Source organism: Amycolatopsis oliviviridis (assembly GCF_014654365.1).
Classification (GTDB): domain Bacteria; phylum Actinomycetota; class Actinomycetes; order Mycobacteriales; family Pseudonocardiaceae; genus Amycolatopsis; species Amycolatopsis oliviviridis.
Genome location: NZ_BNAY01000001.1, coordinates 567,172 through 582,503 on the forward strand (window position 1 = coordinate 567,172; position 15,332 = coordinate 582,503).

At 70.2% G+C, this 15,332-nt stretch carries 16 protein-coding genes and 1 pseudogene; 10 read left to right on the forward strand and 7 right to left on the reverse strand.

Translation table 11 applies throughout. The features are described 5' to 3' along the window. Positions 1 to 3: 3 nt before the first annotated feature. Positions 4 to 2,316 (reverse strand): ATP-binding protein, encoded by a 2,313-nt coding sequence (locus IE302_RS02130; protein WP_191251186.1) that lies wholly within the window; start codon positions 2,314 to 2,316, stop codon positions 4 to 6. A gap of 90 nt (positions 2,317 to 2,406) precedes the next feature. Then, positions 2,407 to 2,640, reverse strand: a complete 234-nt coding sequence (locus IE302_RS02135; RefSeq protein ID WP_191251188.1) for a hypothetical protein — start codon at positions 2,638 to 2,640, stop codon at positions 2,407 to 2,409. A gap of 181 nt (positions 2,641 to 2,821) precedes the next feature. Here IE302_RS02135 and IE302_RS02140 point away from each other — a divergent pair, with 181 nt between their 5' ends. The 6 genes from IE302_RS02140 to IE302_RS02165 all read left to right on the forward strand — a co-directional run bounded on the left by IE302_RS02140 (position 2,822) and on the right by IE302_RS02165 (position 7,470). After that, positions 2,822 to 4,006, forward strand: coding sequence for a sensor histidine kinase (locus tag IE302_RS02140; protein WP_191251190.1), 1,185 nt, complete (start codon positions 2,822 to 2,824; stop codon positions 4,004 to 4,006). After that, a complete protein-coding gene (locus IE302_RS02145; RefSeq protein ID WP_191251192.1) occupies positions 4,007 to 4,678 on the forward strand; it encodes a response regulator in 672 nt (223 codons plus the stop codon). 84 nt (positions 4,679 to 4,762) lie between these two features. Then, entirely contained in the window at positions 4,763 to 5,338 is a 576-nt protein-coding gene (locus IE302_RS02150; RefSeq protein ID WP_191251194.1) for a dihydrofolate reductase family protein, read from the forward strand. Positions 5,339 to 5,412: 74 nt separating this feature from the next. Further along, positions 5,413 to 6,237, forward strand: a complete 825-nt coding sequence (locus IE302_RS02155; protein ID WP_191251196.1) for an ABC transporter ATP-binding protein — start codon at positions 5,413 to 5,415, stop codon at positions 6,235 to 6,237. 131 nt (positions 6,238 to 6,368) lie between these two features. Then, a complete protein-coding gene (locus IE302_RS02160) occupies positions 6,369 to 6,893 on the forward strand; it encodes a DUF4232 domain-containing protein (RefSeq protein WP_191251197.1) in 525 nt (174 codons plus the stop codon). A 25-nt stretch (positions 6,894 to 6,918) separates the two neighbouring features. Then, on the forward strand, positions 6,919 to 7,470 hold the full coding sequence (locus tag IE302_RS02165) for a DUF4232 domain-containing protein (RefSeq protein ID WP_191251199.1): 552 nt from the start codon (positions 6,919 to 6,921) through the stop codon (positions 7,468 to 7,470). A gap of 7 nt (positions 7,471 to 7,477) precedes the next feature. Here the strand turns inward: IE302_RS02165 and IE302_RS02170 are convergent. Next, positions 7,478 to 7,861 (reverse strand): annotated as a pseudogene (locus IE302_RS02170) (ATP-binding protein); the annotation flags it as partial. A 194-nt stretch (positions 7,862 to 8,055) separates the two neighbouring features. On the opposite strand from IE302_RS02170, the gene IE302_RS02175 reads away from it, so the two are divergent. Further along, entirely contained in the window at positions 8,056 to 8,406 is a 351-nt protein-coding gene (locus IE302_RS02175) for an STAS domain-containing protein (RefSeq protein ID WP_191253036.1), read from the forward strand. 8 nt (positions 8,407 to 8,414) lie between these two features. On the opposite strand, the gene IE302_RS02180 is transcribed toward IE302_RS02175, so the two are convergent. Further along, positions 8,415 to 8,873, reverse strand: coding sequence for an STAS domain-containing protein (locus tag IE302_RS02180; protein ID WP_191251203.1), 459 nt, complete (start codon positions 8,871 to 8,873; stop codon positions 8,415 to 8,417). Positions 8,874 to 9,106: 233 nt separating this feature from the next. Continuing rightward, on the reverse strand, positions 9,107 to 9,445 hold the full coding sequence (locus IE302_RS02185; protein ID WP_191251205.1) for a winged helix-turn-helix transcriptional regulator: 339 nt from the start codon (positions 9,443 to 9,445) through the stop codon (positions 9,107 to 9,109). Positions 9,446 to 9,514: 69 nt separating this feature from the next. Between IE302_RS02185 and IE302_RS02190 the strand changes: the two genes are divergently transcribed. Beyond that, a complete protein-coding gene (locus IE302_RS02190; protein WP_191251206.1) occupies positions 9,515 to 10,072 on the forward strand; it encodes a carboxymuconolactone decarboxylase family protein in 558 nt (185 codons plus the stop codon). Positions 10,073 to 10,814: 742 nt separating this feature from the next. Here the strand turns inward: IE302_RS02190 and IE302_RS02195 are convergent. Beyond that, a complete protein-coding gene (locus IE302_RS02195; RefSeq protein ID WP_191251208.1) occupies positions 10,815 to 11,801 on the reverse strand; it encodes a LysR family transcriptional regulator in 987 nt (328 codons plus the stop codon). 90 nt (positions 11,802 to 11,891) lie between these two features. Here IE302_RS02195 and IE302_RS02200 point away from each other — a divergent pair, with 90 nt between their 5' ends. Further along, on the forward strand, positions 11,892 to 13,307 hold the full coding sequence (locus IE302_RS02200) for an aminopeptidase P family protein (RefSeq protein WP_191251210.1): 1,416 nt from the start codon (positions 11,892 to 11,894) through the stop codon (positions 13,305 to 13,307). Between the two features lie 43 nt (positions 13,308 to 13,350). Here IE302_RS02200 and IE302_RS02205 read toward each other — a convergent pair whose 3' ends face one another. After that, entirely contained in the window at positions 13,351 to 14,484 is a 1,134-nt protein-coding gene (locus tag IE302_RS02205) for a metalloprotease (protein WP_191251212.1), read from the reverse strand. 236 nt (positions 14,485 to 14,720) lie between these two features. Here IE302_RS02205 and IE302_RS02210 point away from each other — a divergent pair, with 236 nt between their 5' ends. Continuing rightward, a complete protein-coding gene (locus IE302_RS02210) occupies positions 14,721 to 15,320 on the forward strand; it encodes a helix-turn-helix domain-containing protein (protein ID WP_191251214.1) in 600 nt (199 codons plus the stop codon). Positions 15,321 to 15,332: the final 12 nt, after the last annotated feature.

Genomic DNA, 15,332 nt, shown 5'->3' on the forward strand with positions numbered 1-15,332 from the left:
GCCTCAGGCGGAATCCGCGGACCGGGTGACCCAGGTGGCGACCTGGACCCGGTTCGAGTAGCCGAGTTTGGTCAGGATGTGGTCGATGTGGGTGTCCACCGTGCGGCGGGCGATGCCGAGCCGGTCGGCGATCTCCTGGTTCGTCAGCCCCTCGGCGACCACGTGCGCGATCTCGGTCTCGCGTTTGGTGAGCACCTGCGCGGCCTGTTTCCGAGGTCCGGGGGAGCGTTCTTCCAAGGCGTACGCGATGGCGTCGCCGATGGGCATCGCGGCGCCGTCGGCGAACTCCTTGATCGCGACCTCCCAGCCCAGCGCGGCGGTCACGGTGTCGGTGTCGGTCTGGAGCGGTTCGGTGAACGCCTCGTACCGGGTCGGCCAGGCGCCCACCGTGCGCCAGACGTCCATCGCGGCGCCCTGCAGGATCGCGGCGCGGTTGGGACGTCCGGTGCGGGCCGCGCAGCCTGCCAGGACGGTGAGCGTGAACCCGACGACGACGCGGTCGTCGACCCGTTCGTGCAGGCGCAGGACCTGCTCGCAGCACCGGCTCGCGACCGAGAGGTCACCTTGCAGGTACTCGGCGGCGGCCCGCGACCACAGCGCCCAGCCCCGCCAGAAGACCTCGCCACGCCGTTCACAGCGCTCGACGGCTTCGGCGAGCACCGCCCGGCCGCGGTCGATGTCACCGTCCAGCCAGACGGCCAGCCCGTGGTTGTAGCTCGCCCAGAGGTCCGCGCCCTCGTCGCCGTGGGCGCGGAACAGGTCGATGGCCGTGCCGAACAGGCGCGACGCCTCGGGCATGTCGTTGCCGATCAGCGCGGCGTAGGCACGGACGTGGAGCACGTACGCGGCGGCGAGTTCGTCCCCGCTCGTCTCGGCTTCGGCAGCTGCCCTGTCCAGCATGCACCGATAGGCGGCCATGTCTCCCTGCACCAGCGCCAGGAAACCGGACAGCCACAGCCCGTGTGCCCGCTCCGGGACACCGGCCGCCGCGACCTCGTCGAGCCGCCGCACCCACATCCGGCCTTCGGTGTTCAGCCCGCGGACGATCCAGAACTCCTTGACGTCACGCAGCATCCGCAGGCCGACGACCGCGTCCTCGGGGGTGCCGGTGCAGTGGTCGAGGGCGACGCGCAGGTTCGCGTGCTCCCGCCGCAACCGGCCGATCCAGCCGAGCTGATCGGTCTCCAGCCACTCGGTGGCGTACCGGCCCGCGAGTTCGGCGAACCAGTCCCGGTGCCGTTTCCGCAGGTCCGCGGTCCCGTCCGCCTCGCGGAGCCGGTCGACGCCGTACTCCCGCACCGACTCCAGCATCCGGTACCGCACGCCGCCCGGATACTCCTCGCGCAGCAGGATGGACTTGTCGAGCAGCCCGTCGACGACTTCGAGGACCTGTTCGCGAGGCAGCTCGCCGCCGGAACAGACCTGCTCGGCGGCGTCGAGGTCGAAGCTTCCGGAGAACACCGACGCGCGCGCCCACAGCAGGCGCTCGGGTCCGGTGCACAGGTCGTGGCTCCAGTCGATCAGGGCCCGCATGGTCTCGTGTCGCTCCGGCCGTCCGCGCCGGTCCTTCGTGAGCACGGAGAACTGCTTGTCGAGCCGGTCGGCCAGCTGGCGGAGGGACAACGCCCGCGCGCGGACGGCGGCCAGTTCGATGGCCAGCGGCAGCCCGTCGAGCCTGCGGCACAGCCGGATCAGCGGTTCGGTGTCGGATTCGGTGAGCCGGAACGACGGCGCGACCGCGGTCGCGCGGTCCACGAACAGCCGCACCGATTCGTCGTTCACCGCGCGTTCGAAGGAATCGCCCTGCTCCGGGATCGCCAGCGGCGGCACCGGCAGGACCCGTTCGCCCGCGACGCCGAGGGATTGCCTGCTCGTGGCCAGCACGGTCACCTGGGGACAGGCCCGGACCACGGTGTCGGCGAACCAGGCGCAGCTGTCGACCAGATGCTCGCAGTTGTCCAGTACCAGCAGCAACCGGCTCGCCTGAAGCGCTTCGACGACGACCTCGATGGCCGGTTTCGCGGAACGGTCGCCGAAGCCGAGGACGTTCGCCACGGTCGGCACCAGCAGCGCCGGTTCTCGCAGTTCCGCCAGCGACACGAACACGACCTCGTCGGCGGTGGCCTCCCGGTGGGCCGCCGCGACCCGCCACGCCAGCCTTGTCTTGCCCACGCCGCCCGGTCCGGTGAGCGTGACCAGCGAAGACGCTTCCAGCAGGCGCCGTGCCTCGCCGGTCTCGGCGTCGCGGCCCACGTAGCTGGTCACCTCGGTGGGATCCGCCGACCACCCCGAAAGCGAGCCAACTCCGTCCGCCATGCACTCTCCCCGCGATCGCCCGGATCCGCGATCTCCGTCCGATGTAGACGGAAATCGCCCGGCTGCGGATCCTAGCGGACCGGCGGACTCCTAGCGGGACACTTGGTTCCCGCGGTCGTGCGCCCAGCCCGCCAGCACGACTCCCGCCGCCGCGAGCAGCAGGAACACGATCAACCTGCCGCCCCAGTCACCGGGTACCCAGTCGAAAGTCCCCCACAACTGGGTCGCGGAATGATCGAAGAGACTGCGGATGGCGGCCTGCCCGAAGACGGCGACGGCCACCATCCCGAAGATCTGTACCCCCAGATAGCCGCCCTTGCCCATACTCCCTACCTCCTGTTTCCCCAGTGATGAGTCCAGGATTTCCCGTACGCGCCGCGGGCGCATCGGCACTGCGTCGCTCGCCGCGTTCGACCAAAGTCGATCCCGGCCGCGACCGAGGTCGAGGCCGGGATCGTCCCGTGTCCGGCTGCGCGGCCCCGGGCGGGTCGACCATGATGGGCCCGTGATCACCGACGCCGGCGCCCAGCCGCCCCTCCGTCCGTGGGGTGAGGCCTGGCGCCTGCTCGCCGCGGCCGCGATGGGCGTGGTGCTCTGGATCGTCACGGCGTCGCAACTGCCGGTGGGCGCGTCGGGACCGAGGGTCGAGTGGATGATCACCGGTGATCCGGCGCTGGCGCTCCTCTGCTTGATCGCCCTGCTGTGGCGCCGTCGCTTCCCGGTCACGGTGACGCTCGCGGTCATCCTCGCCTCGACGGCTTCGGTCCTGTCCGGTGGCGCGTCGTTGCTGGCGCTCTGTTCGCTGGCCGCCCGGCGGCGACCGGCCGAAACGACGGTCGCCGCAGTTTTGTCCGTGGTCACGGCGGTGCTGGGCGCCGACCTCTACCCGCACCGCGAGACGCCGGGGCCGGTGTGGCTGGTGATCAGCCTCCCCACCCTGATGGTGGGCATCACGGTGGCCATCGGCGCGGCGATCGGCGCGCGCCGCGAGGAGGTGCGCTCCCTGCGGCAGCAGGTCGAAAGCGCGGAGCGGGAGCAGGCCGCCCGCGCGGCCGAGGCGCGGATCGTGGAGCGGCACCGGATCGCCCGCGAGATGCACGACGTCCTCGCGCACCGGGTCTCGCTGGTCGCCATGCAGGCCGGGGTGCTGGGGCATCGCCCGGACTTGCCCGCCGACCAGGTCGCGGAGCTGGCCCGCGGGATCGCCGACGGCTCGCATCAGGCGCTGGAGGAGCTGCGCGACGTCCTCGGGGTGCTCCGGGCGAGCCCGGACGAGCTGGAACCGCCGCAACCCTCGCTCACCGACCTGCCCGCGCTCGTCGCGGACGCGCGGGCACTCGGGCTCGACGTCACCTTGACGACCACGACGGAGGGCGAGCCGCCCGTCGCGATCGCGAGGACCGTCTACCGGATCGTGCAGGAAGGGCTGACCAACGCGGGCAAACACGCGCCGGGAGCCCGGGTGGCGGTCACCGTCGAGGGGAAGGCAGGAGACGGCTTGCGAGCGACGATCCGGGATTCCGGCGCGGCGAGGAAGAGCGCGGGACCGCCCGTGTCGGGATTCGGGCTGCTCGGGCTGTCGGAGCGAGTGGAACTGGCGGGCGGAGAACTGGACCACCATCCGGACCCCGGCGGTGGATTCGTCCTCGCCGCGCGGTTGCCGTGGCCGGTCCGCGAAGGGAGCGAGTGAATGGAAGCCGACCGGGTACGGGTCGTGCTCGTCGACGACGAGCATCTGGTGCGGATGGCGTTGCGGCTGATCGTCGACGGCGAACCGGACCTCGTCGTGGTCGGCGAGGCGGCCGACGGCGACGCCGCGGTCACCGTGGTGGCCGAGCAGCGGCCAGACGTCGTCCTGATGGACGTCCGGATGCCCGGTCGCGACGGCCTGAGCGCGACCGAGGAGATCCTCCGGCTGCCGGAAGCGCCGCGGGTCCTGGTGCTCACCACGTTCGACTCGGACGAGATGGTGCTGGGCGCACTGCGCGTCGGCGCGCTCGGGTTCCTCCTCAAGGACACCCCGCCGCCGCGGATCCTGACGGCGATCCGGACCGTCGCGACCGGCGAACCCGCGCTGTCGCCCGCCGCCACGGCCAGGCTGATCGCCGCGGCGACCGGTCCGCGTTCCTCCGACGCGCGCCGGGCGTCGAGGGACACCGCGGTCGAGCTGCTGGCCACGCTGACCGATCGCGAACGCGAGACCGCGGGCGCCATCGCCGAGGGCTTGTCGAACACCGACGTGGCGCGGAGGCTCGACATCACCGTCGCGACGGTGAAGGCCCACACCAGCAGCATGCTTTCGAAACTCGGCGTCGAGAACCGCGTCCAGATCGCCCTTCTGGTCCGCGACGCGGAGGCCTGAAACATTTTCGGCACGATGTCGAATCCGCCGGTTCCCGCTCGACGCAGTGTCGAAAGCAGTTCGGAACCACCAAGGAGAAACCAGATGCGCACCCTGATCGCCACCGCGTTCGTCTCGCTCGACGGCGTCGTCGAAGGGCCCGGCGGGGAGCCGGGCTACCGCAACTCCGGCTGGACCTTCAACGGCATCGAGTTCGACGAAGCCGCCTACGAGCTCAAGAGCCGCGAGCAGGGCGAGGCCACGGCGATGATGATGGGCCGGGTCAGCTACCAGGCGTTCTCGCCGGTGTGGCCGGACATGACCGTCGAATTCGCCGGGTACAACGCGATGCCGAAGTACGTCGTTTCGACGACGCTGCGGGACCAGGACCTCGTCGGCAACTGGGGCGAGACCACGATCCTGCGGTCGCTGGACGACGTCGCGAAGCTCAAGGAGACCGAGGGCGGGCCGATCATCCTGCACGGCAGCGCGGAACTGAACCGGAACCTCAGCGACGCCGGCCTGATCGACCGTTACCACCTGCTGGTCTTCCCGGTCCTGCTCGGCGCGGGCAAGAAGCTGTTCAGCGACACCGACAAGGACAAGCAGAGCCTCAAACTGGTGGAGAGCGAGGCCTACGGCAACGGTGTCCAGAAGCTGGTCTACGACATCGTCCGATGATCGGACCCCGGACGGGACCAGGCCGCGTGCCCTGCGATCATGAAACGCGGTCAGGTCCGGTCCGAGGAGGTCCCGTGCACAAGCCCGTCTTCGTCCAGCCGAACCTCGACGGACCGGCGGTGGAGCTGTCCGGGGTCGAGGTGCACGTCGGCCGCGTGCCGCTGGTCTCGGACGTGGACTGGCGGGTGGACTACGGGCAGCGCTGGGTCGTCCTCGGCCGCAACGGCGCCGGGAAGTCGACGATCCTTTCGGTGGCCTCGACCCAGCGGTTCCCCAGCGCGGGCACGGCCGTCGTGCTCGGCCACCGCATGGGCGCGGTCGACCTGCGCGACGTCCGGACGCACATCGGCTTCGTCGGGGCCAACCAGCGGTTGCCCGACGCGGAGAACCACGACGCGCACACCGTCGTGCTCACCGGGTACAGCGGAAGCGTCCTGCCGCTGTGGGACCGCTACGACGACGCGATCCGGGACAGGGCGACGAAACTGCTCGAACTGGTCGGCTGCGCCGAACTGCGGGACCGGCCGGTGCGCGTGTGCTCGCAGGGCGAACGCGCCCGGGTCCGGCTGGCCAGGGCGCTCATGGCCGATCCGCTGCTGCTCCTGCTGGACGAGCCGTTCGCCGGTCTCGACCTGCCCGGCCGCGAGGACCTCCTGATGGCGCTGGAGAATCTGACGCTGGCGCAGCCGGAACTGGCCACGGTCACCGTGACGCATCATCTGGAGGAGATCCCGGCGACGGCCACGCACGCCCTGATGGTGCGCCGCGGCAAGGTCACCGGTGCGGGGCCGATCGACGAGGTCCTCACCGACGGAGGGCTTTCCGCCTGTTATGAACGGGACGTCGAGGTTCATCGCATCAACGGCCGCTGGGCCGCGCACGCGGTGCGACGTTCGTAAAGACGTCTGTCACTCCACGGGGTTGCTTTCGAGGGATCAACATCATCTCCACGCATCTTCCCGCCCTGGGTGGGCATCTTTCTCAGTGAGTTCGATCAACGTGAATCGATCACCGAGCGGGAGGAGATGTCATGAACGTCCAGGTGAAGCGAGTGGCCGCGGCGATCACGGTCGGGGGACTGGTGACCGGCGGGCTTCTGGTCGCGGGCGGTGCCGCCGGAGCGATGCCGAGCGACAAACTCTGCGGTGCCTCCGACGTCGACGTGACCGTGACGCCGGATCCGTCGCACTCCGCGGGCCATGAGGCCTACGTCCTGACCTACACCGCGACCTCGCCGACCACGAACTGCAAGCTCCAGGGCGCGCCGACCGCGCTGTCGTTCGTCGACGACGGGCAGCTGATCGACGACGTCGCCGTCGTGCCGGACGCCACCGCGGCGAACGCGGCACCGGTGAACCTGCGCGAGGGGCACCCGGCCGTGTCGCGCATCGTGCAGGCCTCCGCCGAGGCGCCGAATCCGCACACGCCGACGACGATCACCTTCGATCTGCCGACCGGGCCCGGCGGTGTTCCCGTCGTCGCGGACTGGCCCGCCGGTGAGCCGCTGAAGGGTGCCACCGTCCAGGTCACCGCCGTTTCCGCCGTCACTGCCTGAATCCCGCCGAGCGAAGGAGGAAACCATGTCCGGCGAACAGATCAAGCGTGTTTCCCTGGGCGTCGCGGTGCTGACCGGAACGCTCGCGCTCACGGCGGTCGTCCCGGCCGAAGCCGCCACCGCGCGGTGCGGGACGGCGGATCTCGCGGTGTCCCTGGGGGAGCCGAAACAGCTCGAAGAGGCGACGGGTCAGTACGACGTTCCGTTGACCTTCAAGAACATCTCGTCGCGCACCTGTGGTCTGCACGGGGTGCCCGGCGTGGACCTGGTCGGACCGGACGACCCGAACGGACCCGTCTACCACCTGCCTCGCGTGGACAACGGCGTACGCGTCAACGAGGTCCCGGCGGGGTCGACGGCGACCGCGACCGTCACCGTGCTCTCGCCGACGGAGGGCTCGGTGGGCAGCGGAGGCTCCACCTCCTGGACGCCGTCGAAGCTGGTGACCATCCCGCCGGGGCAGACCGAGGCGTTGACCGTGGACTGGCCGTCCGCTCTGCCGGTGCTCCGTCAGGACGCCGCCACGCGGCCGGGCAGCTGGGTCAACGGGATCCTCGCCGACCCGCTGAGGAGCTGACGGCGGGTCAGGCGGGAGGGCAGGGCCAGGCGAGCCGGACGATGGTGCCGGTGGGCGTGCTCGTCACCGAGGCTTCCGGCGCGAAAGCGCGGATGATCGGCAGCCCACGACCACCGTCCGGCCGGCGGCCGTCGCGCCAGCGGCCCTCGTCGGCGACGGTGATCTTGATGTGGCCGTCCTCGCGGGTGGCGGTGATGGTCATGACGTTGTCTTCGGTGCCGTCTGGATAAGCGTGTTTGACGACGTTCGTCATCGCTTCGTAGGCGGTGAGCTTGAGATCCTCGGCCAGTTCCCGGGGAAGACCGCGTTCGAGGGCCCAGTTCGCCAGGAGGTCGCGCAGCCTGGCCGCCTGGGCAGGGACGGCGGCGACCTCGAGGACCAGCTCGCCGGTGCTTTCACCGCTGTCACGCACCGGCTCGTCGATCGGCATCACGGGGCTCTCCTCGTCGTCCGCCGCGGTCCACGACCGCCGGATCCACCGTCCAGGCTAAGGCACCGCCGGGATCGGTACGCGTGTGCCGCGCGGTCGGGAGCCGCCATCCGATATCTTCGAGAGTCTTCGGGGTGCCGAATCGTGAGGGGTGGATGACGGTGACGAGCGGAGACGGCGACAACCGGGAAGTTCCGTTCTCGGTGACCGTCGCCAGGCCCGATGGCGCCGAGGTGGTCATCGCGGTGGCGGGCGAAATCGACCTGACGACGTCCGAGGATCTCAAGGAAACCTTCGAAGAAGCGCTGGAACCTGTGCCCGGCAAGGTCGTCGTCGACCTCGAAGGCGTGGAGTTCTGCGACTCCACCGGGCTGGCGACTTTGGTCAGGATCAACGACCGGTGCGCCACCCAGGGGGTCGACCTGAGCTTCCTGCCGTCGCCGACGATCCGGCGATTGGCGCTGAAGACGGGCCTTTCCACGCTTCTGCCGCTCGCCGGATCCTGAGCGACGGCTCAGGGGTTCGGCGTCGGCAAGGCTTTCGGGACTTCGCGGATCGCGCTGTCGAGGTAGCGGTACACCGGGATGCGGGCCTCGACGCCGAACAGGTGCAGCAGCCGCAGGACCGGCCGCGTGTCGGCGACGACCCCGGTCGTGCGGCGTTCGATCCAGGCGCGGGCGGCGGTGGATTCGATGACCCGCAACCCGGCGACGCCGAGGAAGCTGACCTCGGTGAGGTCGAGCACCGTGGCGGCGGGGAGGTCGCGCAGGAGCGCGTCCTCAAGCCGCCCGGCGGTGGCGAGGTCGATCTCGCCGGCCGCGGAGACGACGAGCAGATCTTCACTCCATCGGGTTCGCTGGACCCGCAGGAGGTTTTCCGCCGACGGGCGCGGTTGCGGAACGCCGGGGTGGATGACGGTGCGGAGGGCGGGGCCGTCGCGGCTGCCCCGCGTGAAGGGAATACGGTCGGTCATTGCTGGTCTCCCGGATAGCCGGGGACGAGACGGACAACGGGTAAGCCTGCACAACGGCTGCGCAAGTCAACTCGCCGCCGCGTCGCCCTGGTAAGTCGCCCTGTGAAAGCGGCGGGGCCGCGGACATGCGGGTCGTTCGCGCGGGCTGGTGGACTCAACCTCACGTACTGCTCACCGTACGCTGCTCACCGGACCTGGCAATACCGCGTGGGATGATTCATCCTCGCGCATGGTCACTCGCGCAAGGCCTTTTCCCAGGCGAGGCCCCAGTTCTCCAGCGGGTGCAACGCGTCGAGGAGTTGCCTGCCGAGCGGTGTCAGGCGGTAACCCTCCCCGCCGGTTTCCACGATGCGGCCTTCGGTGAGCTCGCCGAGCCGGGTGGCGAGCACGCTCGACGACATGCGCTCGCAGCGCCGCTGCAGTTCCCGGAACCCGGCCTCGCCCTCGCGTAGTTCCCAGATCACCCGCAGGGTCCACCGGCGCCCGAGCAGATCGAGTGCGGCCATGAGCGGACGGCCGGTTTCGGAGCCGCGGACCGGTCGTCCGGGCCGCGGGATCGGGTCCTCGGGCATGCCACCCCCTTGTGCTTCGACTTTCGAAGCAGCATAGTGGTTCGAAAATCGAAGCACCCGAGGTGGTCCATGGCACGTATCGCACCGCTCACCCCGCCCTACGAGGCGGACGTCGAACAGGCTCTCCGGAAATGGATGCCGCCCGGTGTGGCTCGGGAACCACTGGCGCTCTTCCGGTTGCTGCAGCACAGTCCGGAACTGGCGTCGCGGATGCGTGTTCTCGGCGCGGGGGTGCTCGCGCACGGCGAACTCCCCGCGCTGGACCGGGAAATCGTCATCGCGCGGGTGACCGCGCGCTGCGGTTGCCGCTACGAATGGGGTGTCCACGCGGCTGTCTTCGCGTCGGAGGTCGGGCTGACGGCGGCGCAGGTCGAGGCGACCGTGACCGGCGGCTCCACGCACCCGGCGTGGTCCGGGCGGCAGCGTGCGCTGATCGTCGCCGTCGACGAACTCCACGACACGGCAACGGTTTCCGCCGACGCGTGGGCCGCGCTCGCCGAGCACTATCCGGCTTCGCAGCTGCTGGAGTTCCTCGTCCTGGCCGGCTGGTACCGGACGATCGCCTACGTGGCCAACGGCGTCGGCCTCGAAGAGGAGACGTGGGCCGCCCCGTATCCCGGTCGCTAGGGTTGGTGCGAGTCGACTTTCGTTGTATCGTCCCGTTCTCGTTTCGAGGCCTTCCAAGCGGCGAAGACGCACAGAAGTGCCGCCACGAAGCCGGCCGCGGTGAGTGTCCCGGCCCAGACGGCGCCGGTGCTGGCGAGAAGGTAGAGCTGGACAAAGGCGGTGCACGTGTAGACCACCGCCAGCCCCAGCCACAACCGTTGCGTCATCATCTCCCGTCTCCGTTCGCCCGGTACGGGAGGTCAATCGCCGCCGGGCCGGATCGGGTTACAGGTTGTTCGAAAGCGGTGGTTTCCTGGCGGTGGGCCGAGTTCGGTACAGGTGGTCGTGAGTGGCAAGTGCCGTTAGAACGTCACTTGCCACTCACGACCACCTGTACCGAGCTGTGGTCCCCCTCGGCCCCGATACGACCTGGCGAGACTGCGGTGTTGCGAAAGCCACTTTCGCAACGTTGAAGGTTGTGAAAGTGGCTTTCGCAACATCCGGAGCCGGCACACCGGCAAGCGAACCTTGCCACTTTTGCCTTACCCCTCAACTGGTGTTCATGGGGGTAGCGCTTCCGGCTGCCGTGAAGACCACCTTGAGAGCCCCGGAGTCCCTCAAGGAGGCCTTCACGGAAAGTTTGACCGGCTCCGCACCGAACGGCAGCGCGTGTCATGAAAGGGCCGTTCAAGACGTTTTTCGTCCTGAACGGCCCTTTCATGACATCCGGAAACCGAGATCAGGCCCAGAGCCTCCGCCGCCCTCACGACCCGGCCACCCGGAAGAAGTCCACCAGCCCGTCCCCGGACCGGGAACTTCGCCGCCGTTCCCACCACGTGCGGAACGGGGTCGACGCCATCGCGTGCCGCGTGTACGACGTCATCATCGCGCGGTACACGTTCTCCGCCTGATCCCATGTCAGCCGTTCCTTGCGCCACGCCAGCACCAGCCGCATCCGCATGGGGTCGCCCTTGAGCGGCCGGACGACCATGCCCGGCAGTTCGGGCGCCGTGGGTTCCACGAGCTGCACGGCTTGCCCGGCGGCGATCAGGTTCCGCCCGCCGCCGTTGGGGCATTCGAAGCGGATCCGCGGGGTGAACCCGGCGCGATGCGTCGCCGCGCGCAGTGACGTCAGCGAGCCGTCCTCGGGGCCGGGTGGTCCGATCCACGCTTCGTCCGCGAGATCGGCGAGGTCGACTTCGAAGGCGCCGGCGAGCCGGTGCCGGGCGGGAAGGCCGATGAAGACGGGCACCCACGAGAACAGCACCCGGTGTCCCAAATGCTTCGCCAGCGGCACTTCCTGGTCGTCGGACATGGCGATGACGGCGATGTCGAGGGTCGCTCGGGCCAGCGCCTGCGCCAGCACCGCGCTCGACGGTTCCAGGTGGACGGTCACGTCCAGTCCCGGCAGCGCGCCGTCCAGCTGCTCGACGAAGGTGGGCAGACAGTCCATTTGGGACGATCCCAGCCGGACGGGGCCGTCGCCCAGCGCGCCGAGGAGGTCGCTTTCGAACCGGTCGAATTCCACGAGCAGGGTCAGGGCGCGGCGCAGCGTCTGTTCGCCGAACGGGGTCGGGGTGACACCGGTGTGGCTGCGGACGAACAGCGGCGCGCCGATCTGCCGTTCGAGCCGCTGGAGCAGCGAGGTCAGCGACGGCTGCGACATGCCCAGCGCGGCGGCGGCCTGCGAGAGGCTGCCCGCCTCGGCGATGGCGCAGATCGCCCGCAGGTGCCGGATCTCCAGGGCCATAGGCGGAGTCTATCGCCGCCGGTCATTACGTCCGGGCCGCTCGCGGTGTGAAGGTGCGACCAGAACCGTGTCTACCTGAAGGGGGAGCCGATGACCGGCGACCGAACCCGGCCGGATCTGCGCGCGCTGCTGGCCGCGAAGGGGTTCCGGAACTGGATCAGCGACGGCTGGGAGCCCGCCGACACCACCGTCGACGTGCCGGCGGGGAGCGCCGAGGCCGCCGCCGCCCATCGCGGCAGGCTGTCGGCGGAACTGCCCGGGCAGCGGATCGCGCTCGCGGCCGGTCGCGCCGTCGTGCGGTCCAACGACACCTACCACGGCTTCCGCGCCGACAGCGACTTCGTCTGGCTCACCGGTTGCCAGCGCGAAGGCGCGATCCTGGTGCTGACCCCGGCGGGGGACAGCCACCACGCCACGCTGTACGTCCCGCGCCCGGCCGAGCCGGACGAGCCCGACTTCGTGGGCGACGCCGACACCAGCCCGCTGTGGGTCGGCACCGCCGCCGGGCCCGCCGCGTACGGCGAGGCACTCGGCATCGAATGCCGTCCGCTGGAGGACCTCCCGCACGGCTTGCGCGGACGGAATCCGAGCTTCCTGGTCGGCGCCGGAGTCGATCCCGCGCTCGACGCGTACGGCTTCGGCCACAGCGACCGGCTCCGGACGGTCCTCGCGGACCTGCGGCGGATCAAGGACGACTGGGAGATCGGCCAGCTGCGCGACGCCGTCGACGCCACCGCGCTCGGATTCGCCGACGTGCTGGCCGCGCTGCCGGAAGCGGTCCGCGGCGGCGGTGAACGCTGGCTGCAGGGCACCTTCGACCGGCGTGCCCGCACCGAGGGCACCGGCCCCGGCTACGCCTCCATCGTCGCGGCCGGGCCGCACGCGCCGATCCTGCACTGGACGCGCTGCGACGGGCAGGTGACCGAGGACAGCCTCCTGCTGCTCGACGCGGGAGTCGAGCTGGATTCCTTGTACACGGCGGACATCACCCGCACGTTCCCGGTCGGCGGCGAGTTCACCACGGCCCAGCGCGACGTCTACGACCTGGTGTACAAGGCGCATCTCGCGGCGCTGGCGGAGGTGCGCCCGGGTCAGGACTTCGCCGCCTTCCAGACGACGGCGCTGGGCGTGCTCGCGTCGGGGTTGCACGATTGGGGTCTGCTTCCGGTGTCGGTGGACGAGGCGCTGTCGCCGGACGGGCAGCAGCACCGGCGGTACATCGTCTGCGGGACCGGCCATTTCCTCGGACTGGACGTCCACGATTGCGCCTCAGCGAGTCCCGGGGCCTACCGCGAGGGCACGCTCGTCGAGGGCATGGCGCTGGCGGTGGAGCCCGGTCTGTACTTCCACGCCGGTGACCGGACGGTGCCGCCGGAGCTGCGCGGCCTCGGCGTCCGCATCGAGGACAACGTCGTGGTCACCGGATCCGGGCACGAACTGCTTTCCGGCGGGTTCCCTTCGACCGCCGACGAGATCACCGCCTGGGTCCGGGCGGCCAGGGGGTGAAGCGCCGGAGGGCCGGCCCGAGTCCGGCCCTCCGGTGTCCCCGTCAGTACGAGATGGTGTGCCCGGCGAGGATCCGCTGGGCCGCCCCGGTCGTGGACAGCCCGGCGGCGGGCCGGTCCTCGGTGAAGTACTCACGGAAGTCCTGGCTGAAGTCGCGGGTCATCAGCGCGATCGTGCGGTCCCAGTTCCCGCCGTCCGGCCCGTTCGACGCCCACAGGTCCAGCAGGGACGAGCCGATCCGGCCCTGCACGGTGTCCCCGGCGTCCCAGCCGGGGGTCGAGGCGTCGTTCCGGAAGCTGTAGGAGCTGCCGTTGTCGTAGACGTAGCGATAGTCGCCGAGGGCATAGGCGGCGACGGCGTCGGCGAAGCCTTCGGTCCACGCGCACGATTCCGAACTGTGCTTCTCGATGTAGTGCGGATTGCAGTTGTCGACCACGGGGAAACCATGCCCGTAGAGCTGCCATTGCAGCCAGTGCCCGGCCTCGTGGAGCACGAGATGCTTCGAATCCGGCATCGTCGCGCCGAGGAAGACGTAGTTCGTGTTCGGGTAGTCCCAGTAGCCGCCGTCGGCGACCTTCGGATCCCAGACGAACGTGATCTGGTCGCAGCGGCCGTCGGCTTGGCGGCCGGTCCAGCAGGACGAAGCGGGGTTCGCGCGCTTCCAGTAGAGGACGTTGAGCGTGTCCACCACCTTCCACGCCCGCTGCAGCGCGGACGGCACCTTCACCGTGCCGAGGTCCTGGGTGCCGGACACGTTCGTGCGGCGGGCCGAGTCGAACCTGTAGTCGGTGGTGTCGTTCGCGGCCTTGACGACCCGCCACATCGAGGTGCTGCTCGACCGGAACCGGACGTAGGCCTCGGCGAGGGAAGCGGTGTGGCAGGCGGTGAACCGGCCGTCGGACGCGCCGGTGATGCCCGTGGCGAGTCTGTTCGTCGCACCGGAACCGGTGCGTCCCCACAGTTCCCAGTTCGCGTTCCGGGCCACCTGGGTGCGCACGGGTTTGCTCGTCCCGGCTTCGGCGTCGAGATGGTCGAAGGCGAGTGTGCCGGTGAGACAGGCGTTCGCGGCCGCCGTCGCCGGCGTGGCGGCCGCGAACGCGGTCAGCCCGAGGGTGGTGACGAGCACCGCGCCGAACGCTCGAAGCCGTCGGCTCGCGGATCTGCGGATCAGCTGCACGGGAATCTCCTCGCTGGAGGGAACGACGGTGCGCCCGTGACCCTGTGTCGACGGTGACACACCGGTTGGTGAAGGAGTTTCATCGCGACCGGAGCCGCCCACCATCGCGTCGCCCCATCGGCCGCGGCTATGCCCTCCCCGCCGGACGGCGTGTCATGATGTCCGCGAACTCGATCGGCAAAGCGAACGATTCGCCCCTCCGGTCGTACGGTTTGACGAACGACAGGGGAGAAGTGGTGGAGGACGAGACGCCCTCGATCCGGGACATGCTGGCGGTCAACCTGCGTGCGGCCAGGGCGGCGCGGGGGATCTCGCTGTCCGAGCTGTCGCGACGGTCGGGCATCGGCAAGGCGACGCTGTCGCAGCTGGAGTCCGGCGGCGGCAATCCGACCATCGAGACCGTGTTCAGCCTGTCCAGGGTGCTGGAGGTGGCGATCTCCGACCTGCTCGACCATCGGGCCGGTGGCGCGCTCACCGTGGTGCGCGGCGCCGACGTCGAGGTGCTCAGCGGCGAGGGCGTCGATCTCCGGCCGTTGCGGCGGATCGAGACCGGTGAGGGCGTCTTCGAGGTCTACGACCAGGTGGTGCGCGGCGACGCGCCGCAGCGTTCGCAGGGGCACGTCGGGATCGAGCACACCGTCGTGCAGTCCGGTTCGCTGAAGGTCGAGGTGGCGGGCAGGACCGTCGAGGTCGGCCCGGGGGATTACGTCGCCTTCGACGCCCGTGAGCCGCATTGCTACACCGCTTCCGACGGCCCGGTGCACTCGGTCCTGCTGCTGCAGTACCGCGCCGACGAACGGCTCGACGGCAGGCCGCATCCGGTCATGAAGGGCTGACCGCTCCCGAGG